Source organism: Paraburkholderia sp. RHO2 (genome assembly GCF_050955445.1).
In the GTDB taxonomy this organism is placed as follows: domain Bacteria; phylum Actinomycetota; class Actinomycetes; order Mycobacteriales; family Mycobacteriaceae; genus Prescottella; species Prescottella agglutinans_A.
In genome coordinates, this window is record NZ_CP162617.1 from 4,719,506 (window position 1) to 4,737,997 (window position 18,492).

Here is an 18,492-nt window from a genome sequence, read left to right on the forward strand (position 1 = left end):
CACTCGTCGCAGCCGGGGCACTGGGCCTGTCACGGTGGCGCGGCCCGGCGTTCGCGTCCCGCTTCCTGGTCGGCACCGCCGGTGTGTCGGTCGTGATCGCCTCGGTGCTGCTGTCCACCGGCCCGTGGCGGGCCGCCGATGGCTACGTGGGGCACTCGTTCCTGATTCAGCTGTTCGCGCTGATCGGCGTCGTCTGCGTCGGCGTCGGCGCGCTGCCGCTGACGCGCTCGCCGATGTGGCGGCGCTTCTCCCAGCGCTTGACGGCGCGGCGGGCGGGCTCCTCCACCAGCGCGTAGCTGGCCGACGCCACCGCGATGCTCAGCACCGAGGTGACCGCGAGGACGAACCAGAAGTCGCCGTTGAACGGGGCGATGCCGAACATCGGGAACACGATCGTCAGCACCGCGAGATGCCAGATGAACAGGCCGTACGACCACCGCCCCACCGCGAGCGCGACGGGGCTCGCCAGGATGCGGTGCCGATGTCCGGCCAGCACCAGCGGCGCGAGCAGCGCGAAGCTCATCACTGCACCGAGAGCGATCTTGGTGGCGTACTGCCACGGCGCAGCGCGGACCAGGCCCTCCGGACCGGCCAGCCACGTCGTCGACAACGCGAACGCGACCACCGCGATCGCCGCCATCCACACCCGGTGCTCGGCCAGGCGGTGCACCCACGTCCCGCCGACCATCGCGAGCTCGGCCAGCAGCATGCCCGCCGCGAACCACGGGAGGTAGCCGGGCAGCCAGTTGTCGTGGTGGATGCCGTCGGGCGCAGGCACCGGCAGGAACGCCCACGTCAGGCTCACCAGCGCCAGCGCGAGCAGTGCCGGCACCCGGAAGCGGGCGGCCAAACCACGCAGCTTGACCAGCGCCAACGCGAGAATCGGCAACACGAGATAGAACGCCACCTCCACCGACAGCGACCACATCTGGGTCAGCCCCTCGGTGAGAGTCAGGGGCACGAACACCTGCACCAACGCCAGGTTCGCCGCCCACACCTTCCACCCGCCGCCGGCCGCGGGCAGGAACGCCAGCACCAGGACCACCAGCACCCAGTAGGCGGGCAGGATGCGGGCCGCCCGGTTGAGCCAGTACTTGGCGACGGTCGGCGGGGTGCCGAGCCCGCGAGCCGCCGCAGCGTGCGGGCGCCACAACAGGAAGCCGGACAGCGCGAAGAAGACGGCCACCGCCAGGTCGAACCGACCCCAGATCCGGCCGATCACCGGATCCCCGGTGGCCCCGGTCTGGAACGCCACGTGCGTCACCAGCACCCCGAATGCCGCGAATCCACGCATCCCCTCGAGCGCCGGCAGGAACGCCCGGGGGTTGCCGACGGGAGCCGGCGCGGCGAGGTGTGAGCTGTTCATCGCCGTCAAGTGTGCCCGGGTCGTTGCGGAACCGAAAGAGCGACGTGAACGATCCGAACCCACGTGCTGACGCAATCAGGACAGCTCGACTGTTAGTGTCTGGGCTCACGTGGTGTCGCAAATGTGGGCACCGTGCGACACCCGTGCAGCGGGCACGCTGCCGGTGGGGGTATCTCAATTCAAGAACATTGAGTTAGGAGACAGCATGGCCGAGCGCTCAGGCCCGAGCCGGATACTTGCGTGCGTCCTGGTAGGCCTCGGGACCTTCCTGCTGGCCGTCGCGATCCTCATTCCCGCGTACACCGTCGACAAGCTGAAAAAGACCCCCCTCGATCTCGAGGTCACCACGGTCGCCACCGGCACCGGCGACGTCCTGGATTCGAAGGCCCTGCTCGCGGGCAAGGCCGAGGTCAACACGAACGTGCCGATCGTCGCGCAGCGCTACGTCATCACGGAGCAGCCGTCCGACGCGGACGTCGTGTCCATCCAGGCCGGCCAGACGCTGATCCGCACCGACAAGCAGGGCGAGACGGGCCTGCTGACGGCGACGGTCGACCGCGTGACCGCGGACCGCGTCAGCTCGATGCCGGTGGAGCCGCCCGTCGGCACCATCCAGACGTCGGCGACCGAGCCGGCGGAGGAGGTCTCCCACACAGGCCTGCAGTACAAGTGGCCGTTCGACGCGGAGAAGAAGAGCTACCCGTACTTCGATCTGAACATCCGCAAGAGCCAGGACATCAATTTCGTTGAGGAAACCGAAATCAACGGAATGAAGGTCTACCACTACAACCAGGTGATCGAGCCGACCGACCTGTCGAAGGCGGCACCCTCGCCCACCAACAAGCTGACGCTGCCGGCCAAGACGTGGGGCGTGCCCGGCGAGGACCAGCCGGTCACGATGACCCGCTGGTACGCCAACGAGCGCGACGTCTGGGTCGACCCGGTCACCGGTGTGGTCATCAAGGGCCAGGAGAAGCTGTACCAGTACTACGCCCGCGACAAGGCCAAGCCGGAGGTCACGGTCCTCAAGGTCACGCTGCCGTTCGACGAGAACACCATCGAGTACCAGCTCGGCCAGGCCAAGGACGGCCAGGACAAGCTGTCGCTGTTCGGCCGCACCCTGCCGATCGTCGCCGGCATCCTCGGCGTGATCGCGCTGATCGCCGGCATCGTCCTCGGCATCCGCGGCGGTCGCGGCGAGAAGGGCGCCACCGCAGGCGGCCCGGAGAATCCGCCCGCCGGATCGGGCCAGGCCCCCGACCACGACTGGACGTCGGACAAGACCGAGGAATTCCCCACGGTCAAGATGGACCAGGGCGGTTTCACGGAGCCGCCGCGCCAGCAGTAGTCGGCGCTCCCTGACGAACCAGAGCCCCCGCACGGATGACCGTGCGGGGGCTCTGTCGTTGTGTCCGCGCCCCCACGATGTGCGCACTTATCGCTCATTTCCGGGCCTGACCGACACCGTTTTGCGCACTTCTCGCGCCGGGGCCGTGTTCCGCTAGCTCGTCGGGATATCGACCGAGCGCGCGCCGCGCACCGCGAGGACCGAGGCGGTCGCGGCGGTCACCGTCGCCACGCAGACGGCGACGGTGATGAACTCGCGGACGGTGTCGGCGACGGTGAACATCAGCGCCGCCTCGACCGCCAGGCCCACCCATGCGACGACCGCGAGGTGGGTGCGCTCGCCGGCGATCGCCGAGAGCAGAGCGCCCTGCAGCACCGCGAGCGCGGCACCGTTCCACGCGAACATCCACAGGATGCCCTGGACCGGGGCGTAGTCGTCGCCGAACAGGATCGGCGCGAGCGGGGCGGCGACGACGGCGCCCCCGACCAGGACGGCGCCCAGCCCGACCAGCACGCCCAGTGCCGACCGGACCGCCGCCACGGACTGTTCGGGGTTCGCCATCTTGGGATAGAGCACGACGCCGATGGCCTGCGGCAGCCAGAACGCCGCCTTGGTCGCGACGGCACCGGCCGCGTACAGGCCGGCGTCGTGGGAGTCGAGCACCGCGCGCGCGATCACCAGGTCGATCGACGTCAGTGCGATGAGCGCGAGCTGGACCTGCGACGCCCGCAGGACCGTGCCGACGCCGATGGTCGGCGCGCCGCCCTGTCCGTCGGCGTCGGAGGCGCGCCGGCCCGCGATCACACGCGCGCCGAACGCCATGACCCCGGTGCCGGCGGCCCCGGCGAGCAGCGTCGGGCCGGGGCCGCCGCCGACGGCCAGCACTGCGACGGCGGGCGCCACCTTGGCGATTCCGGCCCCGGCCAGCACGACGCTCAGTTCCGCGAACCGGCCCGCACCCTGGAGCAGGCCCTGTTCGGCGCCGAGCAGCACCAGCAGCGGTGCCGCCGCGAGCGCGGCGGCCGTCGCGCCCAGGCTGGTGTCGAGCGCCCACGACATGATCGGCACGAGCACCAGCGCGATCACGCCGACGATGGCCGCGCAGCGGTATCCGAGTGCCCGCAGCGCCGCGGTCGGCTTGCCGTGCACCGCCTCGCGGGCGACGACGGTCTGCAGCGCCAGCGCTGGCACCGCGAGCACCAGCTGGGCGGCGAGCAGGCTCGCGAACTCGCCGTATCCGGCGGGGCCGAGCCACCGCAGGGCGGGCAGGGCGAGCAGGTAGGCCGCGATGTTCGCCGTCATCGACCCGACGGTCACCATCGTCATCCCGGCGACGGTGGAGCCGGACAGCGATTGGCGTGGCATCCGCCCATGATCGCACCAGTACAGTGCCCGTCATGACGGCACGGCGCACGACACCCGCGCGGGCGGTGCCGATTGTGTACAGCCTGGGGCTGACGGTGCTGATCCTGGGACCGCTGCTCGGCCCCGGCTATCTGCTGATCCGCGACGCCGTGAGCACCCCTCGCTCGTACGTGACGGACTCGGCGCTGGGCCTGACCGACGCCGCGGCCCGCGCCGTCCCGCAGGACTGGCTGGTCGCGGTGCTCAGCTCCGTCGTCGACGGCGGCCTGGTAGTGAAGGCGATCTTGTTCGCGGCGCTGTGGCTGGCCGGGTGGGGCGCGGCGCGCATGGTCGCGGTGCTGCTGCCGGGTGCCGGGCTCGGGCCGCAGCTGGTGGCGTCGACGGTGATGCTGTGGAACCCGTACGTTGCCGAGCGGCTGTTGCAGGGGCACTGGAGTCTGCTCACCGGGTACGCGGCGTTGCCGTGGATCGTGTGCGCGGGCGTCGCGATCCGGCGCGGACGCGCGGGCGGCTGGCCGGCGCTGACGCTGGGTCTCGCGGCGGCGGCGCTGACCCCGACGGGCGCGCTGCTGGCCACTGTCCTCGCGGCTGCGCTGCTCGTGCGCCCTTGTGGTAGCTGGGACTACCACAAGGGCGCACGGGCAGCTTGCTGCCTCCTGCTGCTGTTCGTGGCGGCGTCGGCGCCGTGGCTGGTGGCGACGGCGTTGTCCGACGGCGGGGGGACGTCCGATCCGGCGGGCGTCGCCGCGTTCGCGTCCCGCGCCGAACCCGGCCTCGGGACGATCGGCAGTGTCGCCGGGCTCGGCGGCATCTGGAATGCCACCGCCGTCCCCGGGTCCCGGACGTCGCTGTGGGCGCTGGCGGGAACGGTGCTGCTGCTCGCGGTGGTGGCCTGCGGTCTGCCGGCGCTGTGGCGCCGCCGGCGCAGTCCGGTGATCGTCGCGCTCGCCGTGCTGGCGGCATCGGCGGTGCTGCTGCCCGCGCTGGGTGCCACCGGGTGGGGACTGGCGGTCGGCGAGTGGGCCGTCGTGCACGTGCCTGGCGCCGGACTGCTGCGCGACACCCAGAAGTGGGTGGCGCTCGCGGCACCGCTGTACGCGCTGGCCGCGGCCGCCGGGGTGCGCGCGCTGGCGTCGCGGGTCTCGCTGCCCGCCGCGGTGCCCGTCGCGGCGGTCGTCGCGGTCGTCCTGGCGCTACCCGACCTCGTGTGGGGCGTCGGCGGTGCGCTGAAACCGGTGCAGTACCCGTCGGCGTGGCAGCGGGTCGCGCACCACCTGGAGCTGTCGAAGGAAGCAGGCGACGTCGCGGTGCTGCCCGCCGGCATGTTCCGCAGGTTCCCCTACAGCGGCGACGCTCCCGTCCTCGATCCGGCGCCGCGGATGCTGCCGGTGGACGTGCTGCAGACCGGACAGCTGGTGGTGGGACGCGCGGCCGCGGTCGGCGGCGAGGGCGCGCGAGCGACGCGCGTCGAACAGCTGCTGCTCGCCGGCGCCGGCGCGGAGGACCTGAACGCGGAACAGGTGCGGTGGGTGCTCGTCGAACGCACCACTCCCGGCCCGCGCGGGGATTCGCAACGCACCCTCGACCAGCTCGAGCCGGTGTTCGGGGACGAGGAACTCGCGCTCTACCGGGTGCCGGGTGCCATCCCGCCGGACCCCCGGGAGGGACGCGGTGAGGCCCTCGCCGCCCACCTCCTCTGGGCGGCACTGCTGGCGGGCAGCGCGCTAGGCGTCCTGCAGACCGGCCGACGCCGCCGTCGGGGCTTCGGTGCCGGCGATCAGCCCCGACACGTGCCGTCCCGCGGCTGACGACGCCAGCACCGCGTGCACCCCGGCCGCGGTCTGCTCCCACGAGAACTCGTTGGCCCGCAGTCGCGCCTTGCGGCCGAGGTCGGCGCGCAGGTCGGCGTCGAGCAGCAGCGTTTCGACGGCGGACGCCAGGGCCGGGACGGCCGCAGCCCGATCGGCTGCAGTGTCGTCGGGGTCGCCGCCCACCAGCAGGCCGGTCACCCCGTCGATGATCGAGTCGGTGAGCCCCTTGGAGCTGCGGTAGCCGACGGTGGGGACCCCGTGCTGCGCGGCCTCGATCACCGCGAGCCCCCAGCCCTCCTTGCGGGACGGCATGACGTGCACCCACGCCCGCGCGAGCAGTTCGTGCTTGCCGTCCTCGGTGACGTGACCGTGGAAGGTGACCGCGTCGCCGATGCCGAGTTCGTGGGCGCGCTCGCGCAGGTTCTGCTCCCACCAGCCGCCCCCGATGACGTCGAGGTGCAGTTCCGGGATCGTGGTGCGTAGCTGCGCGACGGCGGCGAGGGCGTCCTCGATCTGCTTGTGCGGCACCAGCCGCGACAGCACGCACACGCTCGGGTGCGCGGTGCGGGTGTGGTCGCCCCCCGGCTCGACACCGACGGGGATCGCGTCGGCGCCGTTGCGTACCACGGCAATTCGGTCCCGTTCGACGCCGAGATCGGTCAGTTCGTCGGCCGACGGCAGCGACACCGTCAGGTACTGGCTGTCGCGGTGCACGCGCGGCGACAGCCAGGATTCGATCCACCAGCCCACCCGGCCCATGAGCCGGCCGGCGACGGGCCACTGTTCGCGGTGGCAGTGGTGGACCAGCACCGTGACCGGCGCGCCCGCGACCGTGCGGGAGAAGAACGGGATGCCGTTCTGGGTGTCGATGACGGCGTCGGGCCGCAGTCCGGCGAGCGGGCCCAGTCCGAGGCGTCCGGCGACGATCGCGCCGAGCGCCCGCGGATACACCGTCAACCGCCCGCCGCCGCGGACGATCCGGACGCCGTCGACGGTCTCCTCGCGCGGGGCGCCGGGATACCCGGCGGTGCGGAGGGTGACGTCGATGCCGCGGCGGGCGAGTCCGGCACCGACCTCCTCGAGGTACCGCTCGCTGCCACCACCCTGGGGATGCCCGGTGTCGCGCCAGCACAGCAGGAGAACCTCTCGCACGTGCGTGCCCCCTCACTGGCTCGGCTCGGACGGTCGCCTGCGACACACCTTATCGGCTGGACGCGGCTCGCCCTACCGTCAAGTAGGGGAAACCGGCGAACGGGACCGCGATATGTCCGATCGCTAAGGTTCCTCCCGTGATCTTCGCCCGCGCACCGCGCGTGACCCGCCATTTCGCCCGCCGCGCGACCCTGAAGCGGTCGGTCGGACTGCTCAGCGACTTCCGGTACGAGCAGACCGATCCGGAACTGTTCTACGGCGCCCTCGCCCGCGACTCGGTCGAGCTGATCGGCGACCTCCACCGCGGGCTCACCGACCGGGACCTGACCGGGACGACCGTCCTCGACGTCGGCGGCGGCCCCGGCTATTTCGCCGACGCGTTCGGCCGGGCCGGCGCCCGGTACATCCCGGTCGAGCCGGATCCGTCGGAGATGCATGCGGCCGGGCTCAGCGTCGGCGACTCGATCCGCGGCTCCGGTCTGGCGCTGCCGATCCGCACCGACGCTGTGGACGTGTGCTTCTCGTCGAACGTCGCCGAGCACGTGGCGCAGCCGTGGGTGATGGCCGAGGAGATGCTGCGAGTGACCAAGCCCGGCGGGCTGATGGTGCTGTCGTACACGCTGTGGTGGGGGCCGTTCGGCGGCCACGAGACCGGGCCGTGGCATTACCTCGGCGGCGAGTACGCGGCGCGCCGCTACCGGCGCAAGCAGGGCAAGGAACCGAAGAACCGATTCGGGGTGTCGCTGTTCGACATCGGCGCGAAGGACGGGCTGCGGTGGGCGCGGGCCCAGACCGGCGGCGACGTCCTGGCCGCGTTCCCCCGCTACCACCCGCGCTGGGCGTGGTGGATGGTGAAGATCCCGGTGCTGCGGGAGCTGTTGGTGAGCAACCTGGTTCTCGTCGTCCGCAAGCGCTGATCCTTCCCCGCGATTTGCGCACTTATCGCTGGTTTCGAACCCAGAAATCAACGACAGGTGCGCAAATCGCGGCAGGTCCCGGGAATGCGCGGCAACTAATCTCGAACCATGACCGCACTCGCGCTCGACGTCGGCGGCACCAAGATGGCGGCGGCGCTCGTCGGCGCCGACGGTCGACCGCTGGCCCCGCGGACCGTGCCGACGCCCCCGGCCGACGTGTGGGACGCGTGCGCGGCGCTGCTGCGGAAGGTCGCCGGCGATGCGCCGGTGCGGGCGGTCGGGATCGCGTCCGCCGGCCCGGTCGACACCGCCGTCGGCGCGGTCTCCCCGGTCAACATCCGTGAGTGGCGCGGCGGCTTCCCGATCGTCGACGCCGTGCGCGGCCTCTTCCCTGCGGCGACGGTGCCCCTCGCGCTCGACGGGGCAGCGGCCGCCTATGCCGAGCACCGACTGGGCGCGGGCCGCGGCACCGCCGATCTGCTGGGGGTCGTGGTGTCGACCGGGGTTGGGGGCGGGGTGATCCGCGGCGGCGTGATCGCGGGTGGGCGCACCGGGAACGCCGGCCACATCGGGCACGTGGTGGTGCCGGGCGGCGACGAGCGCTGCGGGTGCGGCGCCGTCGGCTGCCTGGAGACCGTCGCGAGCGGCCCGGCGGCGCTGCGCTGGGCGCGGGCCAACGGGTGGAGCGGGTCGACGGGCGCGGACCTGGCCGTCGACGCCGGACTCGGCGAGTCCACCGCCGTCGCAGCCCTCGAACGGGCCGGGACCGCCCTGGGGCAGGCGTTCGCGTCGGCCGCCGCTCTGCTCGACGTGGACCTGGTCGTGGTGGGCGGCGGCTTCGCGCAGGCCGGGGGCGCGCTGTGGGATCCGATGACCGCGGCCGCCGCTCGTCAGGGCCGGCTGCCGTTCCTTCGTGAGCTGCGGCTCGTCCCCGCCGAACTCGGCGTCCTGGGGACGTTGACCGGTGCCGGACTCCTCGCGATCGACGGGCTCTGACCGGTGATCGAGACTCACCCTTCCAAACTCGCTGTAACGTGTTCTAGTGTGACCCGCGGCACTCCACAAGAGCGAGGATGAACTGATGACCGACTACGACAAACTCTTCATCGGCGGCCGATGGGTCGCTCCGGCGACCGACCAGCGGCTGGAGGTGTTCTCCCCCGCGACCGAGGAGCGCGTCGGCAGCGTTCCCGTTGCCGCGCCGGCGGACATCGACGCGGCCGTCGCCGCGGCGCGCGGCGCCTTCGAGTCCGGCCCGTGGGCCGAGAGCACCCCGGCGCAGCGCGGCGAGATCCTCGCCAAGGTCGCCAAGCTCATCGAGGAACGCAGCGCCGAGCTGGTCTCCACCATCTCCGGCGAGATGGGCGCGCCGCCGTCCGGCGTCGAGACGATGCAGAAGATCATGTCGCTGGCGGTGCTCAACTTCTACGCGGGTCTCGCGAACGAGTTCGAGTGGGAGGACACCCGCACGGGCGCGTTCGGACAGACCACCGTCTACCGCGAGCCGGTCGGCGTCGTGGGCGCCGTCATCGCGTGGAACGTGCCGCTGTTCCTCGCCGTGAACAAGCTGGCCCCGGCGCTGCTCGCGGGCTGCACCGTGGTGCTCAAGCCGGCACCGGAGACTCCGCTGAACGCGAACATGCTCGCCGAGATCTTCACCGAGGCCGGCCTGCCCGAGGGCGTGCTGTCCATCGTGCCGGGCGGCGCCGAGACCGGCGAGTACCTCGTCTCGCACCCCGACGTCGACAAGGTCACCTTCACCGGTAGCACCGCCGTCGGCCGCAAGATCGGCGCAATCGCGGCCGAGCAGCTCAAGCGCTGCTCGCTCGAGCTCGGCGGCAAGTCGGCCGCGATCCTGCTCGAGGACATGGACGTCCAGGCGACCATGCCGATGCTGGTCATGTCGGGCCTGATGAACTCCGGCCAGGCGTGTGTCGGCCAGACCCGCATCCTCGCGCCGCGCTCGCGCTACGACGAGATCCTCGAGGCCATGGTGCAGTTCGCCGGGTTCATGCCGGTCGGCATGCCGGACGATCCGGGCGCCCAGCTCGGCCCGCTGATCACCGAGAAGCAGCGCGACAAGGTCCTCGGCTACATCGAGAAGGGCAAGGCGGAGGGCGCGCGCGTCGTCCTCGGCGGCGGCAAGCCCGCCGGCCTGGAGAAGGGCTGGTTCGTCGAGCCGACCATCTTCGCCGACGTCGACAACTCGATGACGATCGCCCGCGAGGAGATCTTCGGCCCCGTCCTGTCGGTGATCCCCTACGACACCGTCGACGAGGCCATCAAGATTGCCAACGACTCGGACTACGGCCTGGCCGGTTCGGTGTACACCACCGACATCGCGAAGGGCGTCGAGATCGCCAAGCAGATCCGCACCGGCACCTACGCCATCAACTGGTACGCCTTCGATCCGGGCGCACCGTTCGGCGGCTACAAGAACTCCGGTATCGGCCGCGAGAGCGGGCCGGAGGGTCTCGAGGCGTACCTCGAACTCAAGTCGGTCCTGATGCCCCCCGGCTACACGGGATAGTTGTCGATCCGACGCTGTCAGGCGCGGTCCCGATCGTGGGACCGCGCCTGACGCGTCTGGGCGGCCGGTCACCCGCGAACGCGGCATCGCCGGACTGCCACGCCGCTACGCCAGGTTGATCCAGACGCCCTTCGTTTCGGTGAATTCGTCGATCGCGTTGGAGCTCATCTCGCGACCCCACCCGCTGGCGCCGAATCCTCCCCACGGGGCGGCGGGGTCCAGGAACGGCAGCATGTTGACGAAGACGCTGCCCGCGTGGATCGACGCAGCCAGGTTGTGGGCGGTGGTCAGATCCTTCGTCCAGATGCACGCCGCGAGACCGTAGTCGGTGTTGTTCGCGCGCGCTGCGAGCTCGTCGGGGTCGTCGTACGACAGGATCGACAGGACAGGTCCGAAGATCTCTTCGCGCGCGATCGTCATCTCGTCGGTGACGCCGGTGAACACGGTAGGGCTGTAGAAGTTTCCGCCGGAGAGCTCACCCTCCAGCCGCGCCCCGCCGGTGACGAGCTGTGCCCCCTCGGCGATACCGGACCGGACCAACCGGTCGACGTGAGCGGTGTGCTCGGGTGACGTCAGGGGCCCGATGACGGTTTCGGGTGACATGCCGGGGCCGACGGGCAGCGCCGCGGCGGCCGCTCCGATCTTCTCCGCGAACTCGTCGACGCGCTTGGAGTCGACGAAGAAGCGGGTGTAGGCCGCACAGACCTGGCCGCTGTTGAGCAGCGCCCCTTGCAGATTCCCGGCGACCGCCGCGTCGATGTCGGCATCGCGCGCGATCACGCTCGGCGCCTTGCCGCCGAGCTCGAGTGTCACGCGCTTGAAGTTCGACGACGCCGCCACGACGATCTTGCGACCGACCTCCGTCGACCCGGTGAAGGACACCTTGTCGACGCCCGCGTGCGCACTGAGCGCCGCACCTGCCTCGGGACCACCCGTCAGGCAGTTCACCACGCCGGGCGGGACACCGGCCTCGACGCAGATTCGGGCCAGCGCCACGGTGGTCAGCGGAGTCTGCTCCGCCGGCTTGAGGATGACGGTGTTCCCGCACGCGAGGGCCGGAGCGAGCTTCCACGCGGCGATCATGAGCGGGAAGTTCCACGGGGTGATCAGCGCACACACGCCGATCGGTTCACGGCGGGTGTAGTGCATCGTGCCCGGGATCGACACCGCGGACGTGTGGCCCTCGATCTTGGTGCACCAGCCCGCGTAGTACCGGAACACGTCGGCGGCCATGGCCAGGCTGACGGTCTTCGCGACCCCGAGCGGCTGCCCCTGATCGCGCGTCTCGAGCTCCGCGAGCGCGTCGGCGTCGCGTTCGATCAGGTCCGCGATCCGCCACAGCAGCCGCCCTCGCTCGGCGGGGGTCATGTTCCGCCAGGCCGGATCGGCGTACGCCTCGCGGGCCGCGTCCACCGCGGCATCCACGTCGCTCGCCCCCGCGTCGGCGACGACGCCCAGCACCTCGCCGGTCGCCGGATCCCGCGTTTCGAACTCGCGGCCGGAATCTGCGTCGACCCATCGGCCGCCGATCAGCAGCCGTTCACGTGTAGTCATGAATCTCCTTGGTAGCAATTCGAATCGATCACGCGACTCGCTCCGGCGGCGCGGTCAGGCGCGGGCGGGGTGCCACCGATCGAGGTGTCACCCCGCTGCGCCGGGCGATGTCAGCAGAAGAACAGGTCGTCGCTGAGGCCGACGTTCAATGCGCGGTAGCCGCCCGTGTAGAACAACAGCGGCGCGCCGTCGCGGTACTCGAGGTGTTCCACCTCCCCGATGTAGAGAGTGTGGTCCCCCGCGCGGTGCCGATCGACGATGCGACACCCGATCTCGGCGAGCCCACCGGGAACGAAGACGTGCTGCCCGTACTCCGCGAACTCGATGTCGAGGCCCGGCTGACGTCGACCCCCGAAGTGTTTGGACGTCGCTTCCTGATTCGCGGCCAGCAGCGTCACGCCGTAGCGGTCCCCTTGCTCGAGATGCCCGGCCATGGCGCAGTCTCCCAGCGAGACCAGGACGAGCGCGGGATCCAGGGATACCGACATGAAGCCGTTCGCCGTCATTCCGCGGATACCGCTCTCGGTCCGGGTGGTGATGACGGTGACGCCGGTGGCGAAGCGCCCCATGGCATCTCGGAACGCCCGCGAATCCGGGGTGGTGCCCGTTCCGGGGTGGGTGGGGGTTGTCACGACACTCTCCCCGTCACCGGTTCGCCTCGACGGCGAAGTGGACCAGGTGCGCCCCGCCGGTGGCGTAATTGGCCGTGTCCTCGCCCACGCGACGACCCACCGGTGAACCGAGCGCCTCCTCCATCGCCTCGCGGGAGTCGAACTCCCCCTCCCACACCCCGAAGTACGGACTGGGCTCGCCGAGTCCGGTGAGGTCGAGGCTGTAGCGCATGCTGCGCAGACCCGGGAGTTGCGCGGCGAGGGGGAGATGATGGGCGATGTAGTACTCGCGGAAGTGTTGCGGATCCTGCGGCTGCGGATACAGCACCATCAGTCGATACATGTCGGTCGTCCCCCTACGCCGTCGGAATTCCGTGTCGGGCCAGGAATCGGTCCGTCCGCTCGGCGGTGGCCAGGATCTGCCACTGCCGGTCGGGGTGGTCGAAGTTGTGCGTGAACTCGTCCGCGATGGCCTTGTCGACGCTCATCGCCTGGAACAGTCGCTGGACATGGTCGGCCGGCGGCGCCAGCATCATGTTCGTCCACTGCGCTGCACCGAGCACGACGTCCGCCCGGCGCGATGCGACCCGCTGGCAGAAGATCTCGTCGAATCCGAGATCTTCGATGATCGCTTCCCCGGCCACCCACGACGAGTGGGACGCCGAGTTGGCGCCCTGCCCGAGCAGAGGGTCGACGACACTGTGCACGTCGCCGATCGCGAGTGCGAACTTGCCGCCGGGCAGTCTCGCGTAGTCGGCGCGAACCGTCGGTACCAGCGCGCCCTGGAGCAGGTCGATCGATCGGTTCAGCCCGAACTGTGCCGGATCGACGCGCTCGAACGTCGTGGGGTGGTGCTGTGCGAGCGCTTCGAGGACGGTCTTGTCGAATGTCGTCGGGTCGTCCTCGTAGGACATCTTCGACAGGACTTCGAGCTCACCGCCCGGCACATTCTCGAACAGCAGCGCCGTGAGGAAGCCGTCCTCGGTGAACATCGGGATCTCGAGCAGATCGCCGTGACCGGGCGAGGAGCTGATGGTCACGCCGCGCGGCTCGGACTGGGCGATACCTCGATACAGGCCGACGCTGAGCAGTCGCTGCGGCTTGTCGTACGGGCTGTACTCGAGCCGGCGCGGGAACATCGACGCGAACGCTCCGCGGCCTGCGGCCACGACGATCAGGTCGTGCCGGTCGGCGATGGGTTCGATGTCCTCGGCCTGCAGCATGCGGACCTCGAGCTTGCCGCCGCGGTTCTCGAATTCCTCGGTGAGCCGGGGAATGTAGAGCCGGTAGTCGATTGCGCTCGACCAGTTGGTGAAGTCGCCGCGGAACGACAGGGGCTGATCACCGCCGACGTAGTGGTGGTGACACGAGTACCCGTACTCCTCGACAGGCCAGTAGTGAACGCCGAGCTGGCGTTCACGCTCGAGTGTCGGACCGTGGTGTGCCACGCTGTTGAGCAGCCGCCCGGACGCGATCTGCTTGGCGGTCTTGTCGGTGTAGATCGTGACCGGGATGTCGTGCTGGCGCAGTTGGAGTCCCAACTGGAGGCCTCCGATACCCGCGCCGATGATTCCGATATTCGGCATACGTGAGTGCTCCTCTGCGAGCTGTTGTCCTGCAGGAGAATTCGAACCCCTACTGGCTTCTACGATCGCAGCGCGAGTGGGGCTGCGTCATGGCGTGCAGGGAACAGTCCTTGACGATTCGCGCACACCGCCTCCGACCGCATCCGGTCGCGGCCGGGGTCGATCAGCTCCTGGACGAGCGGTGCAGTTCACTCGGACTGACACCGAAGTGCCCCTTGAAGACTCGGCTGAAGTGGGCGCTGTCGGGAAGTCCCCAGCGGGCACCGACCGCCCCGACCGAGGAGACATCCCTGTCGGAGACCAGGTCCCGCCGGCACTCCTCGAGGCGGCGCTGTCGAATCCACTTCGCCACCGAGTGTCCGTCCGCCGAGAAGATCTTCTGGAGATAACGGGTGGAAACGTGCACTGCCGCCGCCACGGCATCCGGGCACAGGGCGGGATCGGACAGGTTCTGATCGATGAAGGACTTGGCCTCCAACAGGAGAGCGTCGACTCCGCGGCGTTCACGTTCCCCGAACTGGTCGTTCAGCAATGCCGACAGGAGATCCACCACCGCATCGGCCATCGGAAGTGCAGAGGAGGAACCTTCGTCGCAGAATGTCTGCCGGATCAGCCGGGTCAGCAGCGGACCGATCAGTGTTCCGAGGTCGTCGTCACGGCGGACGCCGCGGGCCGGCATCGTCTCCATCGCCGCACGCGAGAGCCTCAGTCGCTCCCGCGGAAACATGAAGACCGCCATATCGGTCGGCGTGGTGAAGTCGATCGAGTAGGGCTTGTCCGTGTCGTAGAGGGCGAAGTCACCGGGTCGCAGGACGACCTGCCGGCCGTCCTGCGACAGGATGGCGTCCCCCTCGAGCTGCAGGCCGAGTTTGTAGCAACCTCGCTCGCTCGCGGCGATCATGGCCTTGCTGCGATGCACGGTGTGCGGTCCGGCTTCCACCCGAGAGACCACCGTCGCGCCGAGTTTGCTCAGCTGCACGCGGCCACCGAAGTCGGCAGACGTCGTATCCGCGCTGAGCGGGACGTAGAGCTGGGACACCAGCTCCCGCCAGCAGTCGACTCGGAGTTCAGGTGCCACCCCGTCAGTGCCGCGGGTACTTCCTGGGCCGGAAACCGGTAAGCCCGACAATGGAGTTCGTCCCTTCAGATGGCGGGCGGCGCGAGCACGAGCTCGTCCGAGATGAAGCGCTCCGCGCGGCGATCGGTCGCCAGGATCTTCCACTGACGATCGGGGTGGTCGAAGTTGTCGGTGAAGGTGTTGGCCAGCATCGGGTTTCGAGAGGCGGCCCGGAGTACGTCCGAGACACGCGGATGTTGCCGCAACATGAGGTTGGTCCACTGCGATGCGCCGTGCAGCACACCCATGCGCGCACGGGCCACGTCCTCGCAGAACAGTTCGTCGAAGATCCCGCGGCTGTCGAGGACGCGATCCGCGACGACGCCGGCACTGTAGGCGGCAATGTTCGCGCCCAGACCCATGATCGGGTCCACGACGACGTGCGCGTCGCCCAGCGCGAGCGCGAAGACTCCGTCTTCGATTTCGAAGTAGTCCTCGCGAAATGCCGGAATGACCGCGCCCTGCAGGAGATCCCGGGGATCGGTCAATCCGAATTCGGCCTCGTCGACGCGTTCGAGTGTCATCGGGTGGTGGCGGCGGAGCAGATCCAGGACCGCGCGAGTGAACACGCCGCCGCCCTCGCTCGCCGGATCGATGTTCGAGAGGGCGGACGCCTCGGTATGCGGAAGGTTCTCGAACAACAGCGCGGTGACTCGGCCGTGCCGGGTGATGATGGGGATCTCGAGCAACTCGCCGACCCCGGGCGCGATGCTGATCCCGACCCCGTCTTCGATGCGCCGCCGGATGCCCGTGTACAGACCCGCACAGATGCGGCGCTGCGGCGCGTGGAAGGGAGACAGCGTTGCCCGACGGTCGAAGAGCCCGCTGAGTGGGCCCTTGCCCGACGCGATCACCACCAGATCGTGCTGTGCGGCGAGACGGGAGAGATCGCGCGCCCCGATGGCGGCGGTGCGGATGCGCCCTCCTCGATCGGCGAACGTCCCCGCGAGGGCCGGCAGATACAGGCGATGGTCGACGGCCGACGAGGGCCGACTGAACAGTCCCGTGAACTCGACGGGATCGCTCCCGCCCAGGCGATGGAAGTGCCGGCGGTAGCCGTAGCGGTCGGCGGGCCAGTGATCCGCGTCCAGGAACTCGTCCCTGACGATCGTCGGATTGTGATGGACGACCGTGTTGAGAAGGGGTCCGTCGGGTAGCTCGCCGTAGTCCCGAGCGGTGTAGACGACAGCATCGACCTGCCCCTTCTGCAGGGCCAATGCCAGGTGGAGCGCGGCGATGCCTCCGCCGACGATCCCGATGCTCATCAATCACCTCGTGCTCTAATATCGAGCCATAAGACCGAATATCGAGTGCGATGGTACGCCTTCTGTGATGCGGCGCACAACATCGCCCGGAGGGGGCCGCGTGGGAAAGAGCGACAAGTCGGGTGTCACGTCACAGACGCTCGATCGGGGCCTCGCGGTCCTCGAGTGGGTTGCCGACAATGCGCCGTGCACGGCCGGCGACGTGACGGGCTCGCTGGGCCTGCACCGCTCGATCGCCTATCGACTGCTCACGACACTCGAATCCCGGGGCTACCTCCAGCGCGACGACAGCGGCCGGTACGAACTCGGGTGGACGCCGCTCGTCATCGGCGCGGCGTCGAACCGCGGGCTGACCGCGCTGGCGGAGCAGGCGCTGAAGCACATCACCCGGACCGTCTCGGCGAGCGCCTACCTCGCCGTCCGGCGGGACACCGACGCCCTCGTCCTGATGTCGGCGCAGGCGGACCGCCCGGCGACCGTGAGCCTGCAGGACGGGATGCGCCACCCCCTCGACCAGGGCGCGGCCGGGTTGGCGATCCTCGCGGCGCTGCCGCCCGCGCCCGACGAGCGCCCCGAGGTGGGCCTGGCGCGGGAAACCGGCTACGCCAGAACGGTCGGCGAGGTGCTGCCGGGGTTGGGCATGCTCGCGGTCCCCGTCGAGTTCGAGCAGGGACGCGTCGGGAGCCTCTGCGTCGTCTTCGTACCGGGCACGGTGGACCAGCGCGTCGCGCTGAGAGCCCTGGCCGCTGCCGCCGATCAACTCGGGCAACTGGGAATCCGGGGCGTCGACCGGTGAGCGCCCACCGCGTTCGTCCGGCGCCCTCCCGTACCTGCGCCTAGCCTGGGGCGATGGCGACCTCCCCGACGACGCGCACGGAACCCGGCGGCGAGAGCACCGTCACCGTCGTCGTAGCCTTCGTCGCGAACGCCCTGATCGCGCTGGCGAAGTCGGCGGCGGCGGCGATCACCGGTTCCGCGTCGATGGTCGCCGAGGCCGCCCACTCGTGGGCCGACACCGGGAACGAGGTCCTGCTGCTGGTCGCCGACCGCCGCGCACGCAAGGCACCCGACCGCGACCATCCGCTCGGCTTCGGCCGTGAGGCCTACATCTGGTCGCTGTTCGCGGCGCTCGGCCTGTTCGCGGTCGGTGCGGGCGTGTCGATCACGCACGGCATCCAGGAACTGGTGCACGCGGAACCCGCCGGCGACTTCGGTGTCGCGTACACGGTGCTCGGTATCGCGTTCGTCCTCGAGGCGATCTCGTTCCGGCAGGCGTTCAGGCAGTTGCGCGGCGAGGCGAGCACCGCCCACCGCGACGTCCTCGAGCACGCGCTGCTGACTTCGGATCCGACGGTGCGGGCGGTGTTCGCCGAGGACGCGGCCGCCCTGATCGGTCTGGTCATCGCGTTCGCCGGCGTGCTGGCCCACCAGATCACGGGGTCGCCGGTGCCCGACGCGATCGGTTCCATCGCGGTCGGCGTCCTGCTCGGCGTCATCGCCCTCGTGCTGCTCGACCGCAACCGCCGCTTCCTCGTCGGCGAGCCGGGCACCTCGGAACTGCGATCGCAGGCGATCGCGAAACTCCTCGAATACGACGAGGTCAAGCGGGTCACGTACCTGCGTATGGAGTTCCTCGGACCGCACCAGGTGTATCTGGTGGCCAGCGTCGACCTGGTCGGCGACGACACCGAGTCCCGCGTCGCGCACCGACTCCGTGCGCTCGAGGACCGGATCACCAGCGAGACCGCCGCCGTCCGAAAGGCGGTGCTGACACTGTCGACGGCTGAGGAGCCGAGCCTGCCTGTGTGATTCCGGCTGCCGGTCCCGGCGACCACGAGTACAACTGGAGGGAGCGTCCTCCGACCGCTCT

Annotated in this window: 16 protein-coding genes; 7 read left to right on the plus strand and 9 right to left on the minus strand. The window is 70.2% G+C overall.

Features of this window, described 5'->3' with window-relative positions; genetic code table 11:
• Nucleotides 1-166: 166 nt before the first annotated feature.
• Nucleotides 167-1,366, minus strand: a complete 1,200-nt coding sequence (locus ABTV10_RS21985) for an acyltransferase family protein (RefSeq protein WP_499030412.1) — start codon at nucleotides 1,364-1,366, stop codon at nucleotides 167-169.
• Between the two features lie 205 nt (nucleotides 1,367-1,571).
• On the opposite strand from ABTV10_RS21985, the gene pgfA reads away from it, so the two are divergent.
• Nucleotides 1,572-2,714: a cell envelope lipid trafficking protein PgfA gene (pgfA, locus tag ABTV10_RS21990; protein ID WP_499030415.1), complete on the plus strand. Its 1,143-nt coding sequence runs from the start codon at nucleotides 1,572-1,574 to the stop codon at nucleotides 2,712-2,714.
• 153 nt (nucleotides 2,715-2,867) lie between these two features.
• Here the strand turns inward: pgfA and ABTV10_RS21995 are convergent, their stop codons facing one another.
• The gene (locus ABTV10_RS21995; RefSeq protein WP_499030417.1) at nucleotides 2,868-4,079 is read right to left on the minus strand and encodes a polysaccharide biosynthesis protein; all 1,212 of its coding nucleotides are present in this window, start codon (nucleotides 4,077-4,079) and stop codon (nucleotides 2,868-2,870) included.
• A 32-nt stretch (nucleotides 4,080-4,111) separates the two neighbouring features.
• Here ABTV10_RS21995 and ABTV10_RS22000 point away from each other — a divergent pair, with 32 nt between their 5' ends.
• On the plus strand, nucleotides 4,112-5,887 hold the full coding sequence (locus ABTV10_RS22000) for an MmpA family trehalose lipid delivery protein (RefSeq protein WP_499030420.1): 1,776 nt from the start codon (nucleotides 4,112-4,114) through the stop codon (nucleotides 5,885-5,887).
• Here the strand turns inward: ABTV10_RS22000 and ABTV10_RS22005 are convergent.
• On the minus strand, nucleotides 5,804-7,042 hold the full coding sequence (locus ABTV10_RS22005) for a glycosyltransferase family 4 protein (protein ID WP_499030423.1): 1,239 nt from the start codon (nucleotides 7,040-7,042) through the stop codon (nucleotides 5,804-5,806). The genes ABTV10_RS22000 and ABTV10_RS22005 overlap by 84 nt on opposite strands.
• A 137-nt stretch (nucleotides 7,043-7,179) precedes the next feature.
• On the opposite strand from ABTV10_RS22005, the gene ABTV10_RS22010 reads away from it, so the two are divergent.
• From ABTV10_RS22010 to ABTV10_RS22020, 3 genes are all read left to right on the plus strand, one after another.
• A complete protein-coding gene (locus ABTV10_RS22010) occupies nucleotides 7,180-7,959 on the plus strand; it encodes a class I SAM-dependent methyltransferase (RefSeq protein WP_499030425.1) in 780 nt (259 codons plus the stop codon).
• Nucleotides 7,960-8,067: 108 nt separating this feature from the next.
• The gene (locus ABTV10_RS22015; protein ID WP_499030427.1) at nucleotides 8,068-8,955 is read left to right on the plus strand and encodes an ROK family protein; all 888 of its coding nucleotides are present in this window, start codon (nucleotides 8,068-8,070) and stop codon (nucleotides 8,953-8,955) included.
• Nucleotides 8,956-9,040: 85 nt separating this feature from the next.
• Nucleotides 9,041-10,489, plus strand: coding sequence for an aldehyde dehydrogenase (locus ABTV10_RS22020; RefSeq protein WP_499030430.1), 1,449 nt, complete (start codon nucleotides 9,041-9,043; stop codon nucleotides 10,487-10,489).
• 105 nt (nucleotides 10,490-10,594) lie between these two features.
• Here the strand turns inward: ABTV10_RS22020 and ABTV10_RS22025 are convergent, their stop codons facing one another.
• The 6 genes from ABTV10_RS22025 to ABTV10_RS22050 all read right to left on the minus strand — a co-directional run bounded on the left by ABTV10_RS22025 (nucleotide 10,595) and on the right by ABTV10_RS22050 (nucleotide 16,622).
• Nucleotides 10,595-12,043 (minus strand): aldehyde dehydrogenase family protein, encoded by a 1,449-nt coding sequence (locus ABTV10_RS22025; protein ID WP_499030432.1) that lies wholly within the window; start codon nucleotides 12,041-12,043, stop codon nucleotides 10,595-10,597.
• A 110-nt stretch (nucleotides 12,044-12,153) separates the two neighbouring features.
• Nucleotides 12,154-12,675 carry a flavin reductase family protein gene (locus ABTV10_RS22030; protein ID WP_499030434.1) on the minus strand — a complete coding sequence of 174 codons (522 nt, stop codon included), beginning with the start codon at nucleotides 12,673-12,675 and terminating at the stop codon, nucleotides 12,154-12,156.
• A gap of 13 nt (nucleotides 12,676-12,688) precedes the next feature.
• Nucleotides 12,689-12,997, minus strand: a complete 309-nt coding sequence (locus ABTV10_RS22035; RefSeq protein ID WP_433607547.1) for an EthD family reductase — start codon at nucleotides 12,995-12,997, stop codon at nucleotides 12,689-12,691.
• Nucleotides 12,998-13,010: 13 nt separating this feature from the next.
• Nucleotides 13,011-14,240, minus strand: coding sequence for a styrene monooxygenase/indole monooxygenase family protein (locus ABTV10_RS22040; protein ID WP_433607549.1), 1,230 nt, complete (start codon nucleotides 14,238-14,240; stop codon nucleotides 13,011-13,013).
• Between the two features lie 163 nt (nucleotides 14,241-14,403).
• Nucleotides 14,404-15,318: an AraC-like ligand-binding domain-containing protein gene (locus tag ABTV10_RS22045; RefSeq protein ID WP_499030436.1), complete on the minus strand. Its 915-nt coding sequence runs from the start codon at nucleotides 15,316-15,318 to the stop codon at nucleotides 14,404-14,406.
• A 65-nt stretch (nucleotides 15,319-15,383) separates the two neighbouring features.
• On the minus strand, nucleotides 15,384-16,622 hold the full coding sequence (locus ABTV10_RS22050; RefSeq protein WP_499030438.1) for a styrene monooxygenase/indole monooxygenase family protein: 1,239 nt from the start codon (nucleotides 16,620-16,622) through the stop codon (nucleotides 15,384-15,386).
• Nucleotides 16,623-16,722: 100 nt separating this feature from the next.
• Here ABTV10_RS22050 and ABTV10_RS22055 point away from each other — a divergent pair, with 100 nt between their 5' ends.
• On the plus strand, nucleotides 16,723-17,418 hold the full coding sequence (locus ABTV10_RS22055; protein WP_499030440.1) for an IclR family transcriptional regulator: 696 nt from the start codon (nucleotides 16,723-16,725) through the stop codon (nucleotides 17,416-17,418).
• Between the two features lie 53 nt (nucleotides 17,419-17,471).
• Nucleotides 17,472-18,431, plus strand: a complete 960-nt coding sequence (locus ABTV10_RS22060) for a cation diffusion facilitator family transporter (RefSeq protein ID WP_499030442.1) — start codon at nucleotides 17,472-17,474, stop codon at nucleotides 18,429-18,431.
• Nucleotides 18,432-18,492: the final 61 nt, after the last annotated feature.